The sequence below is a fragment of the Paenibacillus sp. FSL R5-0475 genome, assembly GCF_038004585.1.
Taxonomy (GTDB): Bacteria; Bacillota; Bacilli; order Paenibacillales; family Paenibacillaceae; genus Paenibacillus_AQ.
Genome location: NZ_JBBORK010000001.1, coordinates 1432739 through 1451767 on the forward strand (window position 1 = coordinate 1432739; position 19029 = coordinate 1451767).

The following is a 19029-nucleotide window of genomic DNA, read 5'->3' on the forward strand; positions in this document are numbered from 1 at the left end:
GCTATACATTATCCTTATATTTTTTGCACAAACGCTTACCGTCTATTAGGGACGCTGAGGCGTTTATGCTTATCCAAACATAAGCCGCCCAGAAGTCAATGCTTTATTTTTGGTGCGGCATGCTTTATACTACATATTAGTACCTGGTTCTAAATAATGTTTAAGGTTATTTGACCTAATATAACAGCGGCCATTCAAGCGGCCGAATGCTTTCTTTAAAATATAAGAAAGTATAAGTTATGCACCTATACTTGATGTCTTATATTTCTCGCTTAAACGCTTATCGTCCATAAGGACACCGAAGGCGTTTATGCTTGGCACGTGCCAGGAGGTGAGCCGCAATCGAGCGGATGTCCAAGAAAGAACGTCAGCAACAGCTGCTACATATAATCGCAGGTAATCCTTTTGTAACGGATCGGGAGTTGACTCGTCAGCTAAAAGTTAGCATTCAGACGATTCGGTTAGACCGAATGGAGCTGGGGATACCGGAACTGCGTGAACGAATGAAGCAAATGGCAGAGCACTCCTATGATCAGGTGCGCTCTTTGCCTGCGGATGAAGTCATCGGAGATATTGTGGATTTACAATTGGACAAGAGTGGGATTTCGATATTTGAGATTCGCGAAGACCATGTGTTCTCTAGAAATGGGATCGCTCGTGGTCACTATGTGTTTGCTCAAGCGAACTCGCTTGCGGTTGCCGTTATCAACGATGAAATTGCTCTGACCGCTTCAGCCGATATACGTTTTGTACGCACAGTTCAGCTAGGTGAGAAGTGTATTGCCAAAGCACAGGTGCGGTCACTCGCCGGTAGGGGTGGCAAAGCAGAGGTGGACGTATTCACCTATGTCGGAGAAGAACTAGTGTTTCAGGGCCATTTTATAGTGTATCGGTCCGCAAATGATGAACACAGTGAAGGGGGTAACCATAGTGCTGATCGCCATTGATGCCATGGGCGGGGACAACGCTCCTGAATGTAATGTCGAGGGGGCGTTGTCCGCGGCCGCGGAATGGAAAGATACGCAGATTGTGCTCGTTGGTGACGAAGCCAGATTAGAGCCACTACTCAAAGACAAGCCATCTAATCTGACAATACGTCATGCAGGAGACGTCATTGGTTCTGATGAAGAGCCGGTTAAGGCAGTTCGTCGTAAAAAAGACTCATCCATGGTTGTAGCTGGACGAATGGTGCGTGAAGGTGAAGCAGATGCTATGATTTCGTCGGGTAACACGGGTGCGCTAATGACCACAGGACTCCTCGTAGTTGGTCGGATGCAGGGAATTGAACGTCCTGCACTGGCGCCTATGATTCCAACGCTTGACGATGTTGGCGTACTGGCTCTTGATCTTGGTGCTAACATGGATGCGAAGCCTGAACATCTGGTACAATATGCGCTGATGGGCAGCATTTATCGGAGCAAGGTTCATGGTATTGCTAAGCCGCGTGTGGGACTTCTGAATGTAGGGACGGAGCCTGGAAAGGGTAACGAACTGACGAAAGAAGCTTATCCGCTGCTTGAGAACTTGCCAGGCATTCATTTTATCGGTAATGTTGAGGCACGTGACGTACTGACAGGGAATTGCGATGTGCTTGTCTGCGATGGATTTGCCGGTAATATTTTGCTAAAGTCTCTTGAGGGTACGGCGGGTGCTTTGTTCTCTTTGCTCAAGGAGCAATTTAGTCGTTCCCTGAAGACTAAGCTTGGCGCGGCTATGCTGATGCCGGAGCTTAGAGCTTTAAAGGGTAAAATGGATTACAAAGAGCACGGTGGTGCACCACTACTCGGTCTTAGCGGATTGGTAGTTAAGGGCCACGGATCTTCTGACGGAAATGCAGTTAAGAATGCGGTAAGACAAGCGCGGATTGCTCTACAAGCCGATCTTGTGCCAAGTATATCCAAGGAAATTAGCGGGAAGTGAGTGACGACATGAGACAGTTGCGACCGGTTGGAATTATAGGAACTGGGAAATATGTACCTGAGAAAATATTGACAAATAGCGATCTGGAAAAAATAGTGGAGACTAACGATGAGTGGATCGTCAGTCGGACAGGCATCCGCGAGAGACATATTGCTGCGCCTCACGAGGCAACTTCTGATCTAGCGTATGAAGCAGCACTCAAGGCACTTGATTCCGCTGGAATGAAAGCCGAAGATTTGGATCTTATTATTATTGCAACAGTAACACCTGATAGTGCTTTCCCTTCTACAGCCTGTATTTTACAGGATAAGCTGGGTGCTAAAGGTGCTGCGGCTTTTGACTTGTCAGCAGCCTGCTCTGGTTTTGTATACAGCTTAGCTACTGCGGTTGGCTTTATTCAGAACGGAATGTACAACAATGCACTTATTATAGGTGCGGATACTTTATCCCGCATCACAGATTATACAGATCGCAATACTTGTGTCTTGTTTGGTGATGGAGCAGGTGCAGTTATCATTGGTGAGGTTCCGGAAGGTCGTGGTTTCCAATCCTTTGATCTGGGTGCTGAAGGCTCTGGAGGGAACTTGCTTAAGCTAGAAGCCGGCGGTTCACGCTTGCCTGCCTCTCAGCAAACCGTTGAAGATAAGAAGCATTTCATTTATATGAATGGCCGTGAAGTCTTTAAATTTGCTGTTCGTGTAATGGGCTCAGCTACAGAACGTGTGCTTACTAAAGCTGGTCTGGGTAAGGAAGATATCGATTTGTTCGTACCTCACCAAGCGAATATTCGTATCATTCAATCCGCTATGCAGCGTCTTGATTTGCCACCAGAGAAATGTGTAATCAATGTTGATAAATATGCCAATACTTCGGCTGCCTCCATTCCACTTGCGCTTGTTGAAGCGGCGGAAGAAGGACGTATGAAAGAAGGCGACACCGTCCTGATGGTTGGATTCGGCGGGGGCTTGACTTGGGGCGCATCTGTGTTGATCTGGTAATAAGCTAAGACCGTTATACGGGAAGGAGTTCATACTTATGAGTAAAATTGCATTCGTCTTTCCCGGTCAGGGAGCACAAGCAGTTGGAATGGGCAAGGATGTTTATGATGCTCTTCCAAACAGCCGTGCAGTGTTCGAGAAAGGGGATGAAGTTCTCGGATTTCCACTAAGTAAGCTGATTTTTGAAGGACCGGACAGTGAGTTGAAGCAAACGGTAAACACGCAACCAGCGCTTCTTACAGCAAGCGTAGCCTATCTTGAAGCTCTACGTGAACAAGGTTTGAAGCCGGATTATGTTGCTGGTCATAGCCTTGGTGAATACAGTGCACTAGTAGCTGCGGGTGTGTTGTCATATGAAGATGCTGTAACACTTGTACGCTTGAGAGGCCGTTTCATGGAAGAAGCTGTTCCAGGAGGACAAGGTGCAATGGCTGCAGTGCTTGGCGCAGAACGTGAAGCGCTGGCAGCATTATGCCAAACTATCTCTGAAGAGAATGGTGTTGTAGAACTGGCTAACGTTAACTGTCCAGGTCAGATCGTTGTTTCCGGATCTCAGGAAGGCGTTAATGGTGTTGTGCAGCGTGTTAAAGAAGCTGGTGGCAAGCGGGCAATTCCGCTAGAAGTAAGTGGACCTTTTCACTCTTCTATGATGAGAGCTGCTGCAGATCGTTTGGCAGAAGAGTTGAAGAAAGTAACCTTCAACACTCCAAATGTACCTGTCATCGTTAACGTCACTGCATCACCGGTAACAGATCCCGAAGAAATTCGCGAACTGCTTGTTCGTCAGGTGTATTCTCCTGTGCTTTGGCAAGACAGTATTGAATGGTTGATTGCGGATGGTGTTGACACTTTTGTTGAGATTGGTTCTGGCAGTGTTCTGGCAGGTCTGATCCGCAAAATAGATAAAACAGTCAAAGTAATCAACATTAATACACTTGAAAGTGTCCAAACTGTTTTGTAAGAAATGGTTTAACATTTTGACAACAGCATCATGATTGAAAGGGGATTAGACTATGTTCTCAGCATTGCGGGGCCAAACGGCCCTTGTAACTGGCGGCTCACGTGGCATTGGTCGTAGTATCGCGCTTGCTCTTGCAGAACACGGTGTAAAGGTGGCCGTGAACTATGCAGGAAGTGAAGCGGCGGCACAGGAGACTGTAGCCCGTATTGTCGAGCTTGGCTCGGAGGGTATTGCACTCCGTGGAGATGTCGGCAATAGTGAACAGGCCGAGAGCCTTGTGAAAGAGGTTCTTAATACCTGGGGACGTATTGACATTGTTGTCAATAATGCCGGCATTACTAGGGACAACCTGATTATGCGCATGAAAGAGGAAGAGTTCGATCAAGTGATTGAGACGAATCTGAAAGGTGTGTTTAATTGCCTTAAGGCAGCAACACGTCCGATGATGAAACAGCGCTATGGCCGAATCATTAATATTTCCTCGGTTGTGGGCGTGACAGGTAACCCTGGTCAGGCTAATTACTCTGCAGCTAAGGCTGGTGTCATCGGTTTAACGAAGGCATCGGCTCGTGAGCTTTCTTCGCGGGGCATCACCGTCAACTGTATTGCTCCTGGGTTTATTGATACAGATATGACACGTGAGCTCTCTGAAGAAGTTCGCAGTGAGCTAGAGAAGGGCATTCCACTAGCTCGCCTTGGTCGTCCTGAAGAAGTAGCTATGACAGTTGTTTTCTTAGCTTCTGAAGGCGCCGCTTATATGACCGGCCAGACACTACACGTGGATGGCGGGATGTATATGTAATTCTCCTTTGAAAATATAAGAAAGTATAAGTTTCACACTATACTTTTATCCTTATATTTCTCGCTTAAACACTTACCGTCCTTATAAGGACGCCGAAGGGGTTTATGCTTGGGAGAAATTACGCTGTTTTAAAGATGAAATGTGAGGGATCAGGAAAGCGTTTTTTGCGGTCTATGGTATTTTGACCTCATATCTCGTATAATACCAAAAGAGGAGGTGAACCGGATGTCCGATGTATTAGAGCGTGTAAAACGCATTGTCATCGACCGCTTAGGTGCCGATGAAGCTGAGGTAACATTAGAAGCGTCTTTCAAAGATGATTTAGGTGCTGATTCTCTAGATGTAGTAGAATTGGTTATGGAATTGGAAGATGAATTCGACATGGAAATCTCTGATGAAGATGCAGAGACGATTACGACCGTGGGTGAAGTTGTGAAGTACATACAATCTCATACCTAGAGTCATATGATTGAGAGTCCCGTTCCAACTTGGGCGGGGCTTCTCCTCATTTATACAGCATTAAAGATGTATTACAGGTTGCCATGTGCAGCTTCATAGGGATTATAACAGAACCGCGGAAGCTTTAAAGATGCGGTGATCGCTGTTCATATAGTAATAATTTGCAGTATATAAGTACTGAATATAATGTATACAGCCTATAGATGGGGTGATTGTGTTTGAGTCATAGAGTGGTTGTAACCGGGATGGGCGTAATTACGTCACTGGGGAAAGACTTGGAGACGTTCTGGGATAATCTGATGAGCGGTAAATCAGGTGTATCGATGGTTGAAGCGTTTGATGTCAGTGAATACACTACGCAAATTGCTTCATCAGTTAAAGACTTTGATCCTGAGGCGCTTTTTGGCCGCAAGGAAGCCCGCAAAATGGACCGTTTTGTACAATTTGCAGTGGCTGCTGGTGAAGATGCATTGAGAGACAGTGGACTTAAGATCGGTGAAGATATCGATGCTGAACGGATCGGTGTATCTGTTGGTTCGGGTATCGGTGGTCTTGGTACTTGGGAAGATAATCATAATCTGTTGCTTGAAAAAGGGCCGAAACGGGTTAGCCCGTTCTTTATCCCGATGATGATCGCTAACATGGGTTCTGGGCAGCTGTCCATTAACCTCGGTGCAAAGGGACCGAATACGACTACTGTGACGGCCTGTGCTACAGGAAGTCATTCCATTGGGGAATCATTCCGTCTGATTCAACGTGGAGACGCGGATGCTATGATCTGCGGTGGTTCGGAAGCGACCATTCGTCCAACAGGAATGGCAGGATTCTGTGCAATGAGAGCGATGTCCACTCATAATGATGAGCCGGAGAAGGCTAGTCGGCCATTTGATGTAGATCGCGATGGTTTCGTTATGGGAGAGGGCGCTGGGATCTTGATTCTGGAATCCCTTGAACATGCTGAGAAACGTGGAGCGAAGATTTATGCTGAGGTAATTGGCTATGGTCTAAGCGCTGATGCTCACCATATGACTGAACCGGATCCAGATGGTGCAGCTCGCTGCATGAAGATGGCAATCCGTGATGCTGGTATCTCTCCTGAAGATATTGATTACATCAACGCACATGGTACTTCAACGCCTGTAGGAGATCGATCAGAAACGGCTGCTGTTAAGAAAGCATTAGGCGAACATGCCTATAAAGTAGCTATTAGCTCAACGAAATCCATGACAGGTCATCTTCTAGGCGCTGCTGGTGGAGTAGAAGCTATTATCTGCGGACTCTCTTTGCAAAAGGGCATGATTGCTCCAACGATCAATTTGGACAACCAGGACCCGGAATGTGATTTGGATTATGTACCAAATGTTCCACGTAAAGTGGATCTTGATATTGTAATGTCGAATTCGTTTGGATTCGGGGGACATAACGCAACAGTTATTCTAAAAAAATATAATCAGTAAGGGGACAGCGCGGTGAAAGGAGAACTGAAGCAGTTACAACAGCAACTTCAAATCCAATTTCACGATTCTGTGCTTCTGAAGCAGGCCTTTACCCATGCATCCTATGTGAATGAACACCGTTTCAATCAGCATCAGGACAATGAGCGTCTCGAATTTCTAGGGGATGCTGTACTGGAGCTGACGGTTTCTGAATATTTGTACAATCTGTTGCCAGATCGACCTGAAGGGGAACTGACCAAGCTACGTGCCGCTATCGTATGCGAGCCTTCGCTGGTTAAGTTCGCTGAGAGTTTAGGTTTTGGCCGTTATGTACTGCTGGGAAAAGGGGAAGAACTTACGGGCGGACGTACTCGCCCGGCCCTGCTGGCTGATGTGTTCGAATCCTTCGTGGGAGCGCTTTATCTTGACCAAGGGCTGGAAACTGTACGGTCTTTTCTTGATAATCACGTATTTCCACTTGTGGAGACGGATGGGAAACTGCAAATGCAGATGACCGATTATAAGACGGAACTGCAAGAGCTAATTCAGCAGCACAATATGGGTACGTTGGAATATCGGATCATTGAAGAACGGGGACCCGCGCATGAGCGTGAATTCGTCTCTGAAGTGTTAATGACTAACCGTTCTCTTGGTAAAGGGAGCGGCCGCTCGAAGAAGGAAGCAGAGCAGCAGGCTGCAGCAGCTGCACTGTTGCATCTGAAAGAAGATGGTGCCTGAATTTTGCATCATGTGGACAAGCGGAGGAGAGCAGCAAAGGTCTGAATACCGGCGTTTAGGCGGAGCTCAGACCGTTGCTGCTCTTTTTCGAAAGAATAGCCAAGCTTCATTTTGAAGCTATTTTAGGCGAATAAACGCTATGGTATAATGGGTCAGAGGTGATAGGCAAGTATGTTTTTGAAACGGATAGAATTAGCTGGTTTTAAATCATTTGCCGACAAAACAGAAATGGAATTTGTGCGCGGAATAACGGCCGTAGTGGGTCCGAACGGAAGCGGCAAGAGCAATATTTCTGACGGCATACGCTGGGTGCTCGGCGAACAGAGTGCTAAATCACTGCGTGGTGGCAAGATGGAAGATATTATTTTTGCCGGTAGTGACGCGCGTAAAGCTGTGAATTATGGTGAAGTATCACTTACGCTCGATAATGAGGATCACACGCTTCCACTGGATTTCAGCGAAGTTACAGTGACTCGGCGTGTTCACCGTAGTGGTGAGAGTGAATATTTAATTAATAAGCAATCCTGCAGACTGAAGGATATCACAGAGCTGTTCATGGATACCGGTATCGGGCGTGAGGCTTATTCGATTATCGGACAGGGTCGGATTGAAGAGATTCTGAGTACTCGTTCCGAGGATCGGCGAGGCATATTCGAAGAGGCATCGGGTATTGTAAAATATAAATCGCGCAAAAAAGATGCAAGTCGAAAGCTTGACGACACGGAGCAAAACTTGCTTCGTATTCACGATTTGATTAGTGAGCTTGAGGATCAGATTGGTCCCCTTAAGGATCAATCGGAGAAGGCCATTCGCTTTAAAGAGCTTCGGGAACAACTGAAGCATCAGGAAATTTCAGTCTATGTGCATCAGATTGAAGGCATTCATACAGCTTGGCAGGAAGGTAACGCTAAGCTCGAAACTTTAAAGGATGAGCAACTGGAGTTATCTACAGTTGTCTCAGCCCATGATGCCAAGCTGGAAAGCGGACGTGCTGAACTGCGCGCGTTAGAAGAACAGATCGAGAAGCAGCAAGAGCAATTGCTCCGTTATAGTGAAGCTTATGAGAAGAGCGAAGGTTACGGGGAAGTGTTGAAGGAACGCAAGCGTAATCTTGAGAGCAACCGTGAACAGTTAATGCTCACATTAGGTTCTGTAGGTGAGCGTTCTGCGGACCGACAGCGTGAGCTTGGGGATTTAGAAGCTAAGCTCGAAGCGTCCCGGCTTAAGCTTGTTGAGCTTCGGAAACAGATCGAAGCGGAAGAGGCAAGACTCGAAGGTGTCGCTGACGGTATTAGTCAGAGCCAGGAGGAGAAGCTGAAAAGTGCTCTCCTGGAGTTAATGAACCTTATGGCGAATGCACGTAACGAAATTCGTTACGCGGATCAACAGAAGGAGAACCTGGAGCGTCGTATGAGCCGCAGTGAAGAAGAAAGCGGCAAATGGACTGCACGGCATGATGAGCTGTCTGCTAACCAGAAAGGGCTAAAAGACAAGATTGCCCAGCTTGGAAAAGAACTAAGCAATCTTCGTGGTGCTTATATTACTGAAAGTGAACAACTTAGTAAACGTCAGAAGCTGATTGAAGAGACGCAATCAGGTCTGAGAAAGTGGGAACAGAAGCGGGAAGCACAAGTCTCCCGTCACGAGACCATGAAAGAAATGCAGGATGATTTCGATGGCTTTATGCTTGGGGTTAAAGAAGTTCTCAAAGGAGCTCGTAAAGGACAGCTTAACGGTGTGCATGGTGCGGTTGCTGAACTCATCTCCGTTCCTGAGAAGCTGGAAATGGCTGTTGAGACTGCGCTGGGTGCATCGCTGCAACACGTGGTTATGGATAATGAGAGCGTGTCTCGTCAAGCGATATCTTTCCTGAAGCAACGTCAATTGGGACGAGCTACTTTTCTACCACTCGATGTTATCCGGCCACGCCAAATTTCCGGTAGCGACCGAGGAATGGTGGAAGATGCTGAAGGTTTTGTTGGAATTGGTTCCGAACTCGTTGGATACGATGATAAGTATGCAAGTATTGTTGGCAGTTTGCTTGGCAATGTAGTTATTGCTGAGAGCCTGGAGCAGGCTAACCGCATCGCCGCTAGATGCCAGTATCGTTATCGTGTGGTTACGCTAGAGGGTGATGTAGTCAATGCCGGGGGCTCCATGACTGGTGGTAGCCAACATAAGAAGAACAATAGCTTACTTAGTCGTAAACGCCAGCTGGATCAGCTGAGCAGTGAGATCGAAGAGAGCGAGCGTCAAATTGTTAAGCTGAAACAAGGCATAGCCAGACTTCGTGAAGAGCAGGAGAACGCTAGCGTGAAGCTAGAGGACCTGCGCCGTGATGGTGATGAGAAGAGACTGGAAGAGCAACGTGTTTCTGGCGATTTGAAGCAGCTTGAACAGGAGCTTCGGCATGTGCAGGAACAAGTGGAAAGCACAGGCGCGGAACGTAGTGGCTTTGAAAGTGAGGTCCGCACGCTTGAGGAGACTCGGAAACAAGCCTCTGCTGAGCTTGAACGTCTCGAGAAGGAAGAGAAGGAAGCTCATGAGGGTATCCGTAATGCCGAATCGGCGCGTAAAGCGAATGAATCGGCTAAGGAAGAGCTTCAAGGCAAGCTGACCAGCATGAAAGTATCAGAAGGCAAGCTCGATCAGGAGATCTTTTCCTTGGAGGAACAATTACGCCGTCTAAGACAAGATGCGGGTTCACAGGATAAAGAGCTACGCCAAAATCGAAACCTGCTACATACGATCGAACAGGATTTGGCTAGCAATGCTTTGGAAACCGTGAAACAGAAAGAAGATTTGAATAGTTATCGTCTGAAGAAGGAAGAGACAGCCGGTACTTTGGATCTAGCTCGGGCGGAACGTTCAGCGTTAACCCGTAAGCTTGAGCTAGAGGAGGGCAAGACCAAGGATCAGCGTCAGGCACTTAGAGTCGTGGAGGACAAGCTGCGTTCTACTGAAGTTTCTGTGGGTCGTCTCGATGTTGAACTTGATAATATTCTTCGTAAGCTGAGTGATGATTACGAGCTAAGCTATGAACTAGCGAAGCAACGTTATCCTGTGCCCGAAGATGTGCCTGCCGCACAAGCGGATGTACAGCGTCTGAAACGTAGTATTTCTGCATTGGGCGAAGTGAACTTAGGTGCGATTGAAGAATATCAGCGTGTTCATGAGCGTTATACCTTCCTTAGTGGACAAAAAGATGACCTGGTCGAAGCCAAGACTACCCTGTATCAAGTTATCCATGAGATGGAAGATGAAATGTCAAAACGCTTCAAACAGACCTTTGATGCGATCCGTAAACAATTCGGCACGGTATTCTCGAAGCTGTTCGGAGGCGGTCGAGCTGATCTCATGCTGCTGGATCCAGAACATATGCTTGAAACAGGTATAGATATCGTAGCCCAACCACCGGGTAAAAAGCTTCAAAACCTGCAGCTCCTCTCTGGTGGGGAACGCGCCTTAACTGCGATGGCCCTCTTGTTTGCCATCCTGCAAGTGAAGCCGGTTCCGTTCTGCGTACTGGATGAGGTAGAGGCTGCGCTAGATGAGGCGAATGTCGTGCGTTTTGCACAGTATTTGCGTGAGTTCTCAGAACAAACGCAATTTATCGTCGTTACACACCGCAAAGGAACGATGGAAGAGGCGGATGTGCTCTACGGAGTAACGATGGAAGAAGGCGGAGTATCCAAGCTTGTCTCTGTACGTTTAGAGGATGAGGAAGCAGAGATCGCTTAACGGCTTGTCGAAATGGTGATTTTTTTAAGTATCTGCTTTCGAAGCGAGTTTTGTACGAAGTTAAATCAATGAAGTGTCGCTCACAAAACTTTTAGGAGGAAACAAATGAGCTTTTTCAGGAAGTTAAAAGAAAGCATTTCCGGCAAAACGGAAAGTGTAACCAAACAATTCCGCGACGGATTAGAGAAAACCCGTAAAGGCTTTGTCGAGAAGGTAGCAGACCTGATTATCCGCCGTAAAAAAATAGATGAAGAGTTCTACGAAGAGCTGGAAGAAATCTTGATTGGTGCGGACGTAGGGGTTAATACAGTAATGACACTTGTCGAGGATCTGCGCGCCGAAGTGAAGCAAAAACGAATTGAAGATGCAGCTGAGCTGCAACCCATTTTGTCCCGTAAGCTCATGGAATTGCTGCGCGGCGATGACGATAACAGCCTGAAGGAAAATCCGGATGGCATTACAGTTATCTTGTTCGTTGGGGTAAATGGAGTAGGCAAGACGACTACGATCGGTAAACTAGCACATCGTTACAAACAAGAGGGTAAAAAAGTTCTTTTGGCCGCAGGGGATACGTTCCGTGCCGGAGCTATTGAACAGCTCGAAGTTTGGGGTCAACGTGCTGGCGTAGACGTAATTAAGCAACAAGCTGGCTCTGACCCAGCCGCTGTTATGTTCGATGCTGTTCAAGCGGCTAAGCAGCGGAATGTAGATATCTTGATTTGCGATACGGCAGGCAGACTTCAGAATAAGAGCAATCTGATGGAAGAGCTCAACAAGATTTTCCGCGTTATTCAAAGAGAAATTCCTAGTGCTCCGCATGAAGTACTGATGGTGCTAGATGCGACCACAGGTCAAAATGCGCTTACTCAAGCCAAGCTATTTGGTGAAAAGAGTGGGGTGACAGGGCTCGTCTTGACGAAGCTGGATGGTACAGCTAAAGGCGGAATTGTAGTAGCCATTCGTCAGGAAATGAACTTACCAGTGAAGCTCGTAGGGCTCGGAGAAAAGATGGAAGACTTGCAGCCATTTGATTCTCAGCAGTTCGTGCATGCTCTTTTTGCCGGATTAATTGCTGAGGAAGAGTCAGAAGAATCGGAAGAGTAAGTGTAATCCATCCCTACACATGATCATAAAGAAGTCATATTTACAAGGAATGTCCTCGAAGCTATATTTAGTTTATGAGGGCATTCCTTTTTTATAAAATATTTGTTAGTTGTTAATGTAGTGACCTCTAAGGAATTCTTAAAAAGTACAAATGCATCGCGTAGGGTATCCCTTTAAATAACAGCTTTCCCTCACTAATAAGCCTCCAGAAGCGATATTCTATAAATGAGGTACTGATAAATAAATTCCACTGCCCTATAATTGCACCTACAATAAGTCCTGCATTTACGAAATGATCTCCCTGTTCATTCTTTTGCAGTTGCAGAATTAAGGATAGAATGTCTTCGTCATAGTATGTTTCGGGTACATTCGTTAGCTGACCTTTGGACCAGACTCGAAGCATATCCTCAGTGTTGCTGATTTCTTGCCACTCCAGCTCATACTGTTTTCTCTGCGCGGAGGTAAGGGGTTGCGTATTTTCGGTGTTTTTGATAATAATTTGCACAGCTTCGTTTGGGAGCTGACCCAGGGACTGGGGAGATAAGTCCATGCTATATTGTTCAGTAATCCCGGGAAGCTCCTCATAAGCTTCGATTGGATTTATAACATAAATAGGTTTCTTCCTCTCACTAAGAACAGAAAGTGCAAATCGTAAACCTGTCTGATCATGGGAGTTGTTTCCGCACCAAATAGTGATTTTTTTGTCCTCGGGAATTTCTTTTAAGGTCTGAATCATGGCTCCCAGTTTATGCTGGGGATTGAGATGATAACCCTGATCCGGAAATCGTTCCTGAAACCATAACTCACGGGCTTGACACCCTTCATCATTAGGTAATTTGCACAGCGGTCCAGCAGAGAACATCTCATTAAATGAAAGTACTCTTATTAAATGACGACTGCCTACACGACTAAGTGCTACCTTCATCGAACCAGCTTCTGACAAGCCAAATAAAAGAAAAATATGATCCCGCCTAGCCTCTTCCTGCTCCATGGTCATAGTATATTTGTGATCCATTTGTTCACTCTCCTAACGCTCCAAATTATACCATATAACTGAAATCACCTTCCCAGACAACTATATAAAAAATACAACATATGAAAAATTCATAATAGTAATGCTTGTCACTACTCCTGCATACAATTCAATGAAGAAACTAGATTTCAGCACCTGCAACCTATATAAGAGAGAAAGGAAGCGATTCCAAAACACGGAAATATTCAGAGATCACATTTCTCTGTTATATATATTGACATCGGCAATAGAATTTACGTATTATGGGAATACAAAACAATATTTTCAAGGATATTTTCAGAAATTAAAGTATAGGTTGTTAGTAAAGATAACATTATCGAAAGGAGTCGGGCTCATGTCCAAATTAGATCCTCTGCCAGGTCTGTCTCCGTATCCGCTGCAACATTTTTTCGATGAAATGTATGCAGATAAGAGAAATGTCCGGCCGCATTATAGACATGTGAATCGCATGTTTTCCGGAATGAGCTCCGAAGAGCTGCAGGGTAAGCAGAATTTGATGCAGCGCAGGATGATGGAGGAAGGAATTACTTTTACGCTATACAATCCGGCTCAGGATCATCCCATGGAGCGTACGATTCCCTTCGATATGATTCCACGCATTATTCCTAAGAATGAATGGGAGAGGCTAGAGGCTGGAATTATTCAGCGTATCACGGCTTTGAATCTGTTCATTCATGATATCTACCATGAGCAGTACATCGTAAAGGATGGAATAGTCCCAAGGCGTATGATCATCTCCAACTGTTATTTCCGGCCAGAAATGGCTGGTCTAAGGGTGCCTGGTGGAGCCTACATCACTACCTCGGGAATCGATCTGATCCGCCATCATGATGGGCAATATTATGTGCTTGAAGATAATCTACGAACGCCTTCAGGTTTTTCATATCTTTTTAAAGGCAGAACCCTTATGAATCAGTTGTTTCCTGAATTGTCCTTTGCCAGCTCCATCCGAGATGTTGATCATAGCTTGAATCGCTTCTTATCCGTTCTACGTAGTTTATCCCCTTCACGAAAGTCAGATCCGGTTATAGCACTTCTTACACCTGGGGAATACAATTCTGCTTATTATGAGCATGCTTTTCTAGCACAACAGATGGGTATACATTTGGTTGAAGGACGAGATTTGGTTGCAAAGGATCACAAAATATATTTGAAAGAAATGAACGGGCTTCGCCGCGTAGATGTACTATATCGCCGTTTGGATGATGATTTCATCGATCCGTTAGCTTTTCAGCCGGATTCACTTCTAGGGGTGGCGGGTCTGATGAATGCGTATCGGGCAGGGAATGTAGCGATTGCTAATGCCCCGGGGACTGGTGTTGCGGATGATAAAGCGATGTATGTATATGTACCGGATATGATTCGTTATTATCTGAATGAAGAACCGATTCTTGGAAATGTCCCGACCTATCTGCTAGGCAGGCCTGATGAACGTTTATATGTCCTTGAGAACCTATCTGAAATGGTTGTTAAGGAAACCTCTTTATCCGGGGGATATGGAATGTTGATCGGAAGCGAAGCTACGAGAGAAGAACTCGCTGAATTTCGAATGAAGATTATCGCCGACCCGGAACGTTATATTGCGCAGCCGATCATGTCTCTATCTAGAGCACCGGTATTGTCAGGTGGAACAATGGCACCGAGACATATCGACCTTCGAGCTTTTGTATTAATGGGTGCTGACCGTAAGCCACATGTTATCCCTGGGGGATTGACACGGGTGGCTATGAAAGAAGGGTCTTTGGTCGTAAACTCCTCGCAAGGTGGTGGCGTAAAAGATACTTGGGTCATGGCTTGATACAACCTAGTGAGGCTTGTTGATGATTAATAAAATGCAGCATCAATTTGTTAAATAAGGGAGTGGCTGGAGATGCTGAATCGAAATGCTGAAGCTTTGTTCTGGATCGGCAGATATATTGAAAGGGCAGAGAATCATGCGCGGCTAATCAATGTTCATTATCATATCCAGCAGGAAGAGGATTTTCATGAAGAAGGACATAAATGGTCAAGGTTAATCGATGCGCTAGGCGTTCGAGGTGAATATATGCAGCAGTTCGAAACCTTTTCCGAGCAGGATGTCCTATCTTTCATCACACTTGATTTAGGCAATTCTAATTCATTATTCTCTTGTGTACATCATGCCAGAAATAATCTGCGAACACTCCGTCAGCAGCTTCCAAGTGAATTATGGGATGTTGTCAACAGCTTCAACCTATGGCTTGGTGAGCGGTCTGTTGCAGATATTATGAGCGGCCCACATCAGTTCTATCAGCAGGTTAAGGAGCGTACAGCCATGTTTCTCGGAGCAGAGCAGTCGGTAATGCTTAGAGGGAATGAGTGGCATTTCATTGAGAGCGGACGGTTTCTAGAGCGGGCAGAGAATACAACTCGTATCTTGCAGGCGGTCATTGCCTCATGCCGATTTAAGGAGCTTGACGCGGTTTATACTCAGTTGCAGGCGGTGCTTAAATCCGTTAGTGGGTACCAGGCGTTTCGCCGTTATTATGCAGATGCTATGTCCCCGGAGAGCATTTTAGATTTCTTGATTGCGAATCCCAAATTTCCGCGTTCCATTCGTTTTTCTTTTCATCAGCTGGAAGAGCATTTAGCAAAGCTTGAACTAGATCCCTCAGAGAAAGGTTCAGGTCATGAGAAGGTTATCCGGCAAGCGGGTAAGCTAAAAGCAGAGCTGGATTATATGGAAAAGGAAGAAATGTCCGGCGAGCTAGTGGAAGATGTGCTTAAATCGCTGGTGATATCCTGTCAAAAACTTGGTAAAACAATGGAGGGCGCCTTTTTTCGGCGAGAAGGAGTGTCTGTATGAAGATTCAAATCAATCATACCACCACATACAGCTATCCAGAGCCGGTTACGGACAGTGTCAATGAGATCAGACTCACGCCACGCACGAATTATCGCCAATCCTGTTATCACCATGAAGTGGATATTTACCCGCCAGCCAATCTATTAACCTATGAGGATTTCTTCGGGAATCGGGTCCATGCCTATTCGGTTAATAAACCGCATACGGAGATGGTCATCCACACTAAAGCTACTGTAGTTACACTGGATAAAGCTCAGGGGACAGATCTCCCGAGAACATCTCTTGAAGAACAAATTAGATTGTTAAATGACGAGGGATTTCAGAACCGTTATATTGAGTTTATATTGCCGACTCGTTATACCGAGGTGACGCCTGAATTAGTGGAGTTTGCCTCACAGTACCCTTTTAATGAAGCAGAGGATATGTATGAATGGATTCTTAAATTATCGGCGACGATTTATGAACAGTTCACCTATGACCCTGAGGCTACAAGTGTAAATACTACGGTAAAAAAAGCACTGAAGCTTAAACGCGGTGTATGTCAGGATTATGCTCATCTAATGATTGCTGTCTGCCGTAGTGTCGGTCTGCCGTCCAGATATGTGAGTGGATATCATTTTGTCGGTGATTTGCAAGGGAGCAATGCTAATTTTGAGCAAGCTTCACATGCTTGGGTGGAGACTCACATTCCGGGTACAGGTTGGCTTGGTTTCGATCCGACAAATAATGTTGAGGTCAATTGGCGCTACATTAAGTTAGGTCACGGACGGGACTACAAAGATATTGTACCTGTAAAAGGTGTATATCGTGGTGGAGCGGGCACTCTGACCGTGAAAGTGGATGTGCGGAAGCTGGACAATTAGATGTATAGATCTAGATGAAACTCTCAGTTCAAGTTTTTGAACGGGGAGTTTTTTTGTGAAGATGATTCCAGTGTGCATGTATTTGGGTAATCTTGATCCATAGTACATCACTAAGAGATCTTAAGGGAGAGATTACATATGAGTCCAAACATAGCTAAGAAACAAAGATTCATTGGAAAAACAGCAATTATTACAGGAGCGGGCTCAGGAATTGGTCGGGCTACCGCTATTAAGCTGGCGAGGGAAGGTGCTAATGTAGCGCTTTTTGATTTGAATCATGAACGTACCTCATCTTTGGCGGATAAGCTGAACAAGTTTCGCAAAGATTGTGCATTGGCCATAGAGGTAGACACTTCGGATGAAAAAGGGATGGAGGAAGCCGTGCGCAGGACAGTCGAACAATTCGGCGGCTTAGATGTAGTATTCGCTAACGCGGGAATCAATGGTGCGGTGGGACCTATAGAGGAACTGAGCCTGAGTGATTGGGAGCGCACGATGTCGGTGAACTTGACGGGGACCTTTTTGACCTTGAAATATACGATCCCTCATCTGAAGGATAAAGGGAAAGGTAGCATTATCATCACTAGCTCCATCAATGGGAATACTAGATTTTCCAGCTTTGGGTGGTCTACGTATAGTACTACCAAAGCTGGACAGGTAGCTTTTGCCAAAATGGCTGCACTTGAGCTGGCTAAGTTTAAAATTCGAGTGAATGTGATCTGCCCTGGGGCGATTGCTACCAATATAGATGAAACCACTGAAATGAACGAAGAAGTAGAAGCGATCGTCATTCCGATTGAATTTCCCGATGGTGCGCAGCCGCTGGCGGATGGGCCGGGTAAATCGGATAATGTTGCCGATCTAGTTTCTTTTTTGGCTTCCGATGAATCTATTCATATTACAGGTGCGCAAATTGTGATTGATGGAGCAGAATCCTTATTGTCCTAATTTAGAGATCGCTTTTCGGTATCGTTCATACCAAACGTTCCATTCAGCTTTTCGTGACTCCAGCGTCGTACCATCCAGAAGATGCTGGATCACGTCCAGACATACATGCCAGCCAGCTAAATCTCGGGGTGTGTGTGGCGTGAGCGTTCGGATCGTTTCATTTAAGACGAGAAGGCAGCCTTCTGAATTAGGATATAGCTCAAAGCGAACGGAATCTTCAGCCCACGTAAATTCAAGAACAGATTCATGTTGCAAGGCGGTAATCGTCATTTCCTCAAAGGTTCCGTCTTGCATATCAAACTTGATTAATCCACCTTCACACAGGTCTTCAACACGTAATTCAGTGAACCATAAAGCTAGCTTCTCATTCTCTGTCAAAAAGGACCAAATTTCTGATGCGGTATGCTTTAGTTGACGTTCGAAATGAGCGACATAATGATTATCCGCTTTTTTGAGGTTAGCTATCATGTTATATTTCTCCTTTGGACTACTGTTGTAGTCCTTTTTTTATTGTTTAGGAAATTATACAATACAAAAAAAATGTGGATAACTCCGAAGAAAGAGGAAGGAGGGGTGAACGTGAAGAAGCAGGAGACATGAAATAAACGAGGAGTCATCCGTCAGATTCTAAAAACCGAGCGGACCTTATATCCTCCGAAATGCATGTTTTAGTCGAGCCTACGGACAAATGTATGCGAAAAACCGAATACAAATGTGCCGCCAGTAACGTAAATGAGCCAAATGTATGCGAAAAATCGAATACAATGTGCCGCCGGTAACATAAACGAGCCAAATGTATGCGAAAAATCGAATACAATGTGCCGCCGGTAACATAAACGAGTCAAATGTATGCGAAAAATCGAATACAATGTGCTGCCGGTAACGTAAACGAGCCAGCGCTGTTATTCGCCCCAGATCACCCGGAAGGGGCTTGTTATTAGGGAATAAGTGCAATACGGTCCGTCCCTAATATATGTGCTCATTTCATCAAAATAAAGCCATTCGGTCCGTAAGCGGAACCTCATTACGAAGGTGTATATGGATACGAGTATGGAATTATGGATGTACTCAGCTTGTAACTCTACCTCCAAGGACGACGTCAGGCGTTTTTCTTGTTGAGTTGAGGCTTATTAGAACGAGTATAACAATTGTTCGCATGAAAAAAAACTATTGTACGTTTGGTTAGGCGTCTGTAATATGTT

General features: G+C 45.6%; 16 protein-coding genes. 14 read left to right on the forward strand and 2 right to left on the reverse strand.

The window, feature by feature from the left end:
- Positions 1-350: 350 nt before the first annotated feature.
- The 10 genes from fapR to ftsY all read left to right on the forward strand — a co-directional run bounded on the left by fapR (position 351) and on the right by ftsY (position 12159).
- Positions 351-947 (forward strand): transcription factor FapR, encoded by a 597-nt coding sequence (gene fapR / locus MKX41_RS06265; protein WP_042127208.1) that lies wholly within the window; start codon positions 351-353, stop codon positions 945-947.
- Positions 931-1920 (forward strand): phosphate acyltransferase PlsX, encoded by a 990-nt coding sequence (gene plsX / locus MKX41_RS06270; protein ID WP_042187701.1) that lies wholly within the window; start codon positions 931-933, stop codon positions 1918-1920. The genes fapR and plsX overlap by 17 nt, the downstream gene beginning before the upstream one ends.
- A gap of 8 nt (positions 1921-1928) precedes the next feature.
- Positions 1929-2918 (forward strand): beta-ketoacyl-ACP synthase III, encoded by a 990-nt coding sequence (locus MKX41_RS06275; protein ID WP_139328492.1) that lies wholly within the window; start codon positions 1929-1931, stop codon positions 2916-2918.
- 37 nt (positions 2919-2955) lie between these two features.
- The gene (gene fabD / locus MKX41_RS06280) at positions 2956-3879 is read left to right on the forward strand and encodes an ACP S-malonyltransferase (protein ID WP_042187705.1); all 924 of its coding nucleotides are present in this window, start codon (positions 2956-2958) and stop codon (positions 3877-3879) included.
- A gap of 52 nt (positions 3880-3931) precedes the next feature.
- Positions 3932-4681: a 3-oxoacyl-[acyl-carrier-protein] reductase gene (gene fabG, locus MKX41_RS06285; protein ID WP_042187706.1), complete on the forward strand. Its 750-nt coding sequence runs from the start codon at positions 3932-3934 to the stop codon at positions 4679-4681.
- Positions 4682-4906: 225 nt separating this feature from the next.
- On the forward strand, positions 4907-5140 hold the full coding sequence (locus MKX41_RS06290) for an acyl carrier protein (protein WP_036686493.1): 234 nt from the start codon (positions 4907-4909) through the stop codon (positions 5138-5140).
- A gap of 218 nt (positions 5141-5358) precedes the next feature.
- Entirely contained in the window at positions 5359-6597 is a 1239-nt protein-coding gene (gene fabF, locus MKX41_RS06295) for a beta-ketoacyl-ACP synthase II (RefSeq protein ID WP_340969151.1), read from the forward strand.
- Between the two features lie 12 nt (positions 6598-6609).
- On the forward strand, positions 6610-7314 hold the full coding sequence (gene rnc / locus MKX41_RS06300) for a ribonuclease III (RefSeq protein ID WP_042127220.1): 705 nt from the start codon (positions 6610-6612) through the stop codon (positions 7312-7314).
- Positions 7315-7485: 171 nt separating this feature from the next.
- Positions 7486-11055 (forward strand): chromosome segregation protein SMC, encoded by a 3570-nt coding sequence (gene smc, locus MKX41_RS06305; protein ID WP_340969153.1) that lies wholly within the window; start codon positions 7486-7488, stop codon positions 11053-11055.
- Positions 11056-11160: 105 nt separating this feature from the next.
- Positions 11161-12159: a signal recognition particle-docking protein FtsY gene (ftsY, locus tag MKX41_RS06310; RefSeq protein ID WP_042187710.1), complete on the forward strand. Its 999-nt coding sequence runs from the start codon at positions 11161-11163 to the stop codon at positions 12157-12159.
- 127 nt (positions 12160-12286) lie between these two features.
- Here the strand turns inward: ftsY and MKX41_RS06315 are convergent, their stop codons facing one another.
- Complete coding sequence (locus MKX41_RS06315) at positions 12287-13174, reverse strand: DUF1835 domain-containing protein (RefSeq protein WP_340969154.1); 888 nt, start codon at positions 13172-13174, stop codon at positions 12287-12289.
- A 352-nt stretch (positions 13175-13526) separates the two neighbouring features.
- On the opposite strand from MKX41_RS06315, the gene MKX41_RS06320 reads away from it, so the two are divergent.
- The 4 genes from MKX41_RS06320 to MKX41_RS06335 all read left to right on the forward strand — a co-directional run bounded on the left by MKX41_RS06320 (position 13527) and on the right by MKX41_RS06335 (position 17827).
- A complete protein-coding gene (locus MKX41_RS06320; protein ID WP_340969156.1) occupies positions 13527-14990 on the forward strand; it encodes a circularly permuted type 2 ATP-grasp protein in 1464 nt (487 codons plus the stop codon).
- Positions 14991-15062: 72 nt separating this feature from the next.
- On the forward strand, positions 15063-16016 hold the full coding sequence (locus tag MKX41_RS06325; RefSeq protein ID WP_076282772.1) for an alpha-E domain-containing protein: 954 nt from the start codon (positions 15063-15065) through the stop codon (positions 16014-16016).
- Positions 16013-16879, forward strand: a complete 867-nt coding sequence (locus MKX41_RS06330; protein ID WP_042187715.1) for a transglutaminase family protein — start codon at positions 16013-16015, stop codon at positions 16877-16879. Before MKX41_RS06325 ends, MKX41_RS06330 begins: the two co-directional genes overlap by 4 nt.
- Before the next feature lie 138 nt (positions 16880-17017).
- Positions 17018-17827, forward strand: a complete 810-nt coding sequence (locus MKX41_RS06335; RefSeq protein WP_340969157.1) for an SDR family oxidoreductase — start codon at positions 17018-17020, stop codon at positions 17825-17827.
- Here the strand turns inward: MKX41_RS06335 and MKX41_RS06340 are convergent.
- Complete coding sequence (locus tag MKX41_RS06340; protein WP_340969158.1) at positions 17816-18295, reverse strand: SRPBCC family protein; 480 nt, start codon at positions 18293-18295, stop codon at positions 17816-17818. The two genes, MKX41_RS06335 and MKX41_RS06340, sit on opposite strands and share 12 nt — an antisense overlap.
- Between the last annotated feature and the right edge of the window lie 734 nt (positions 18296-19029).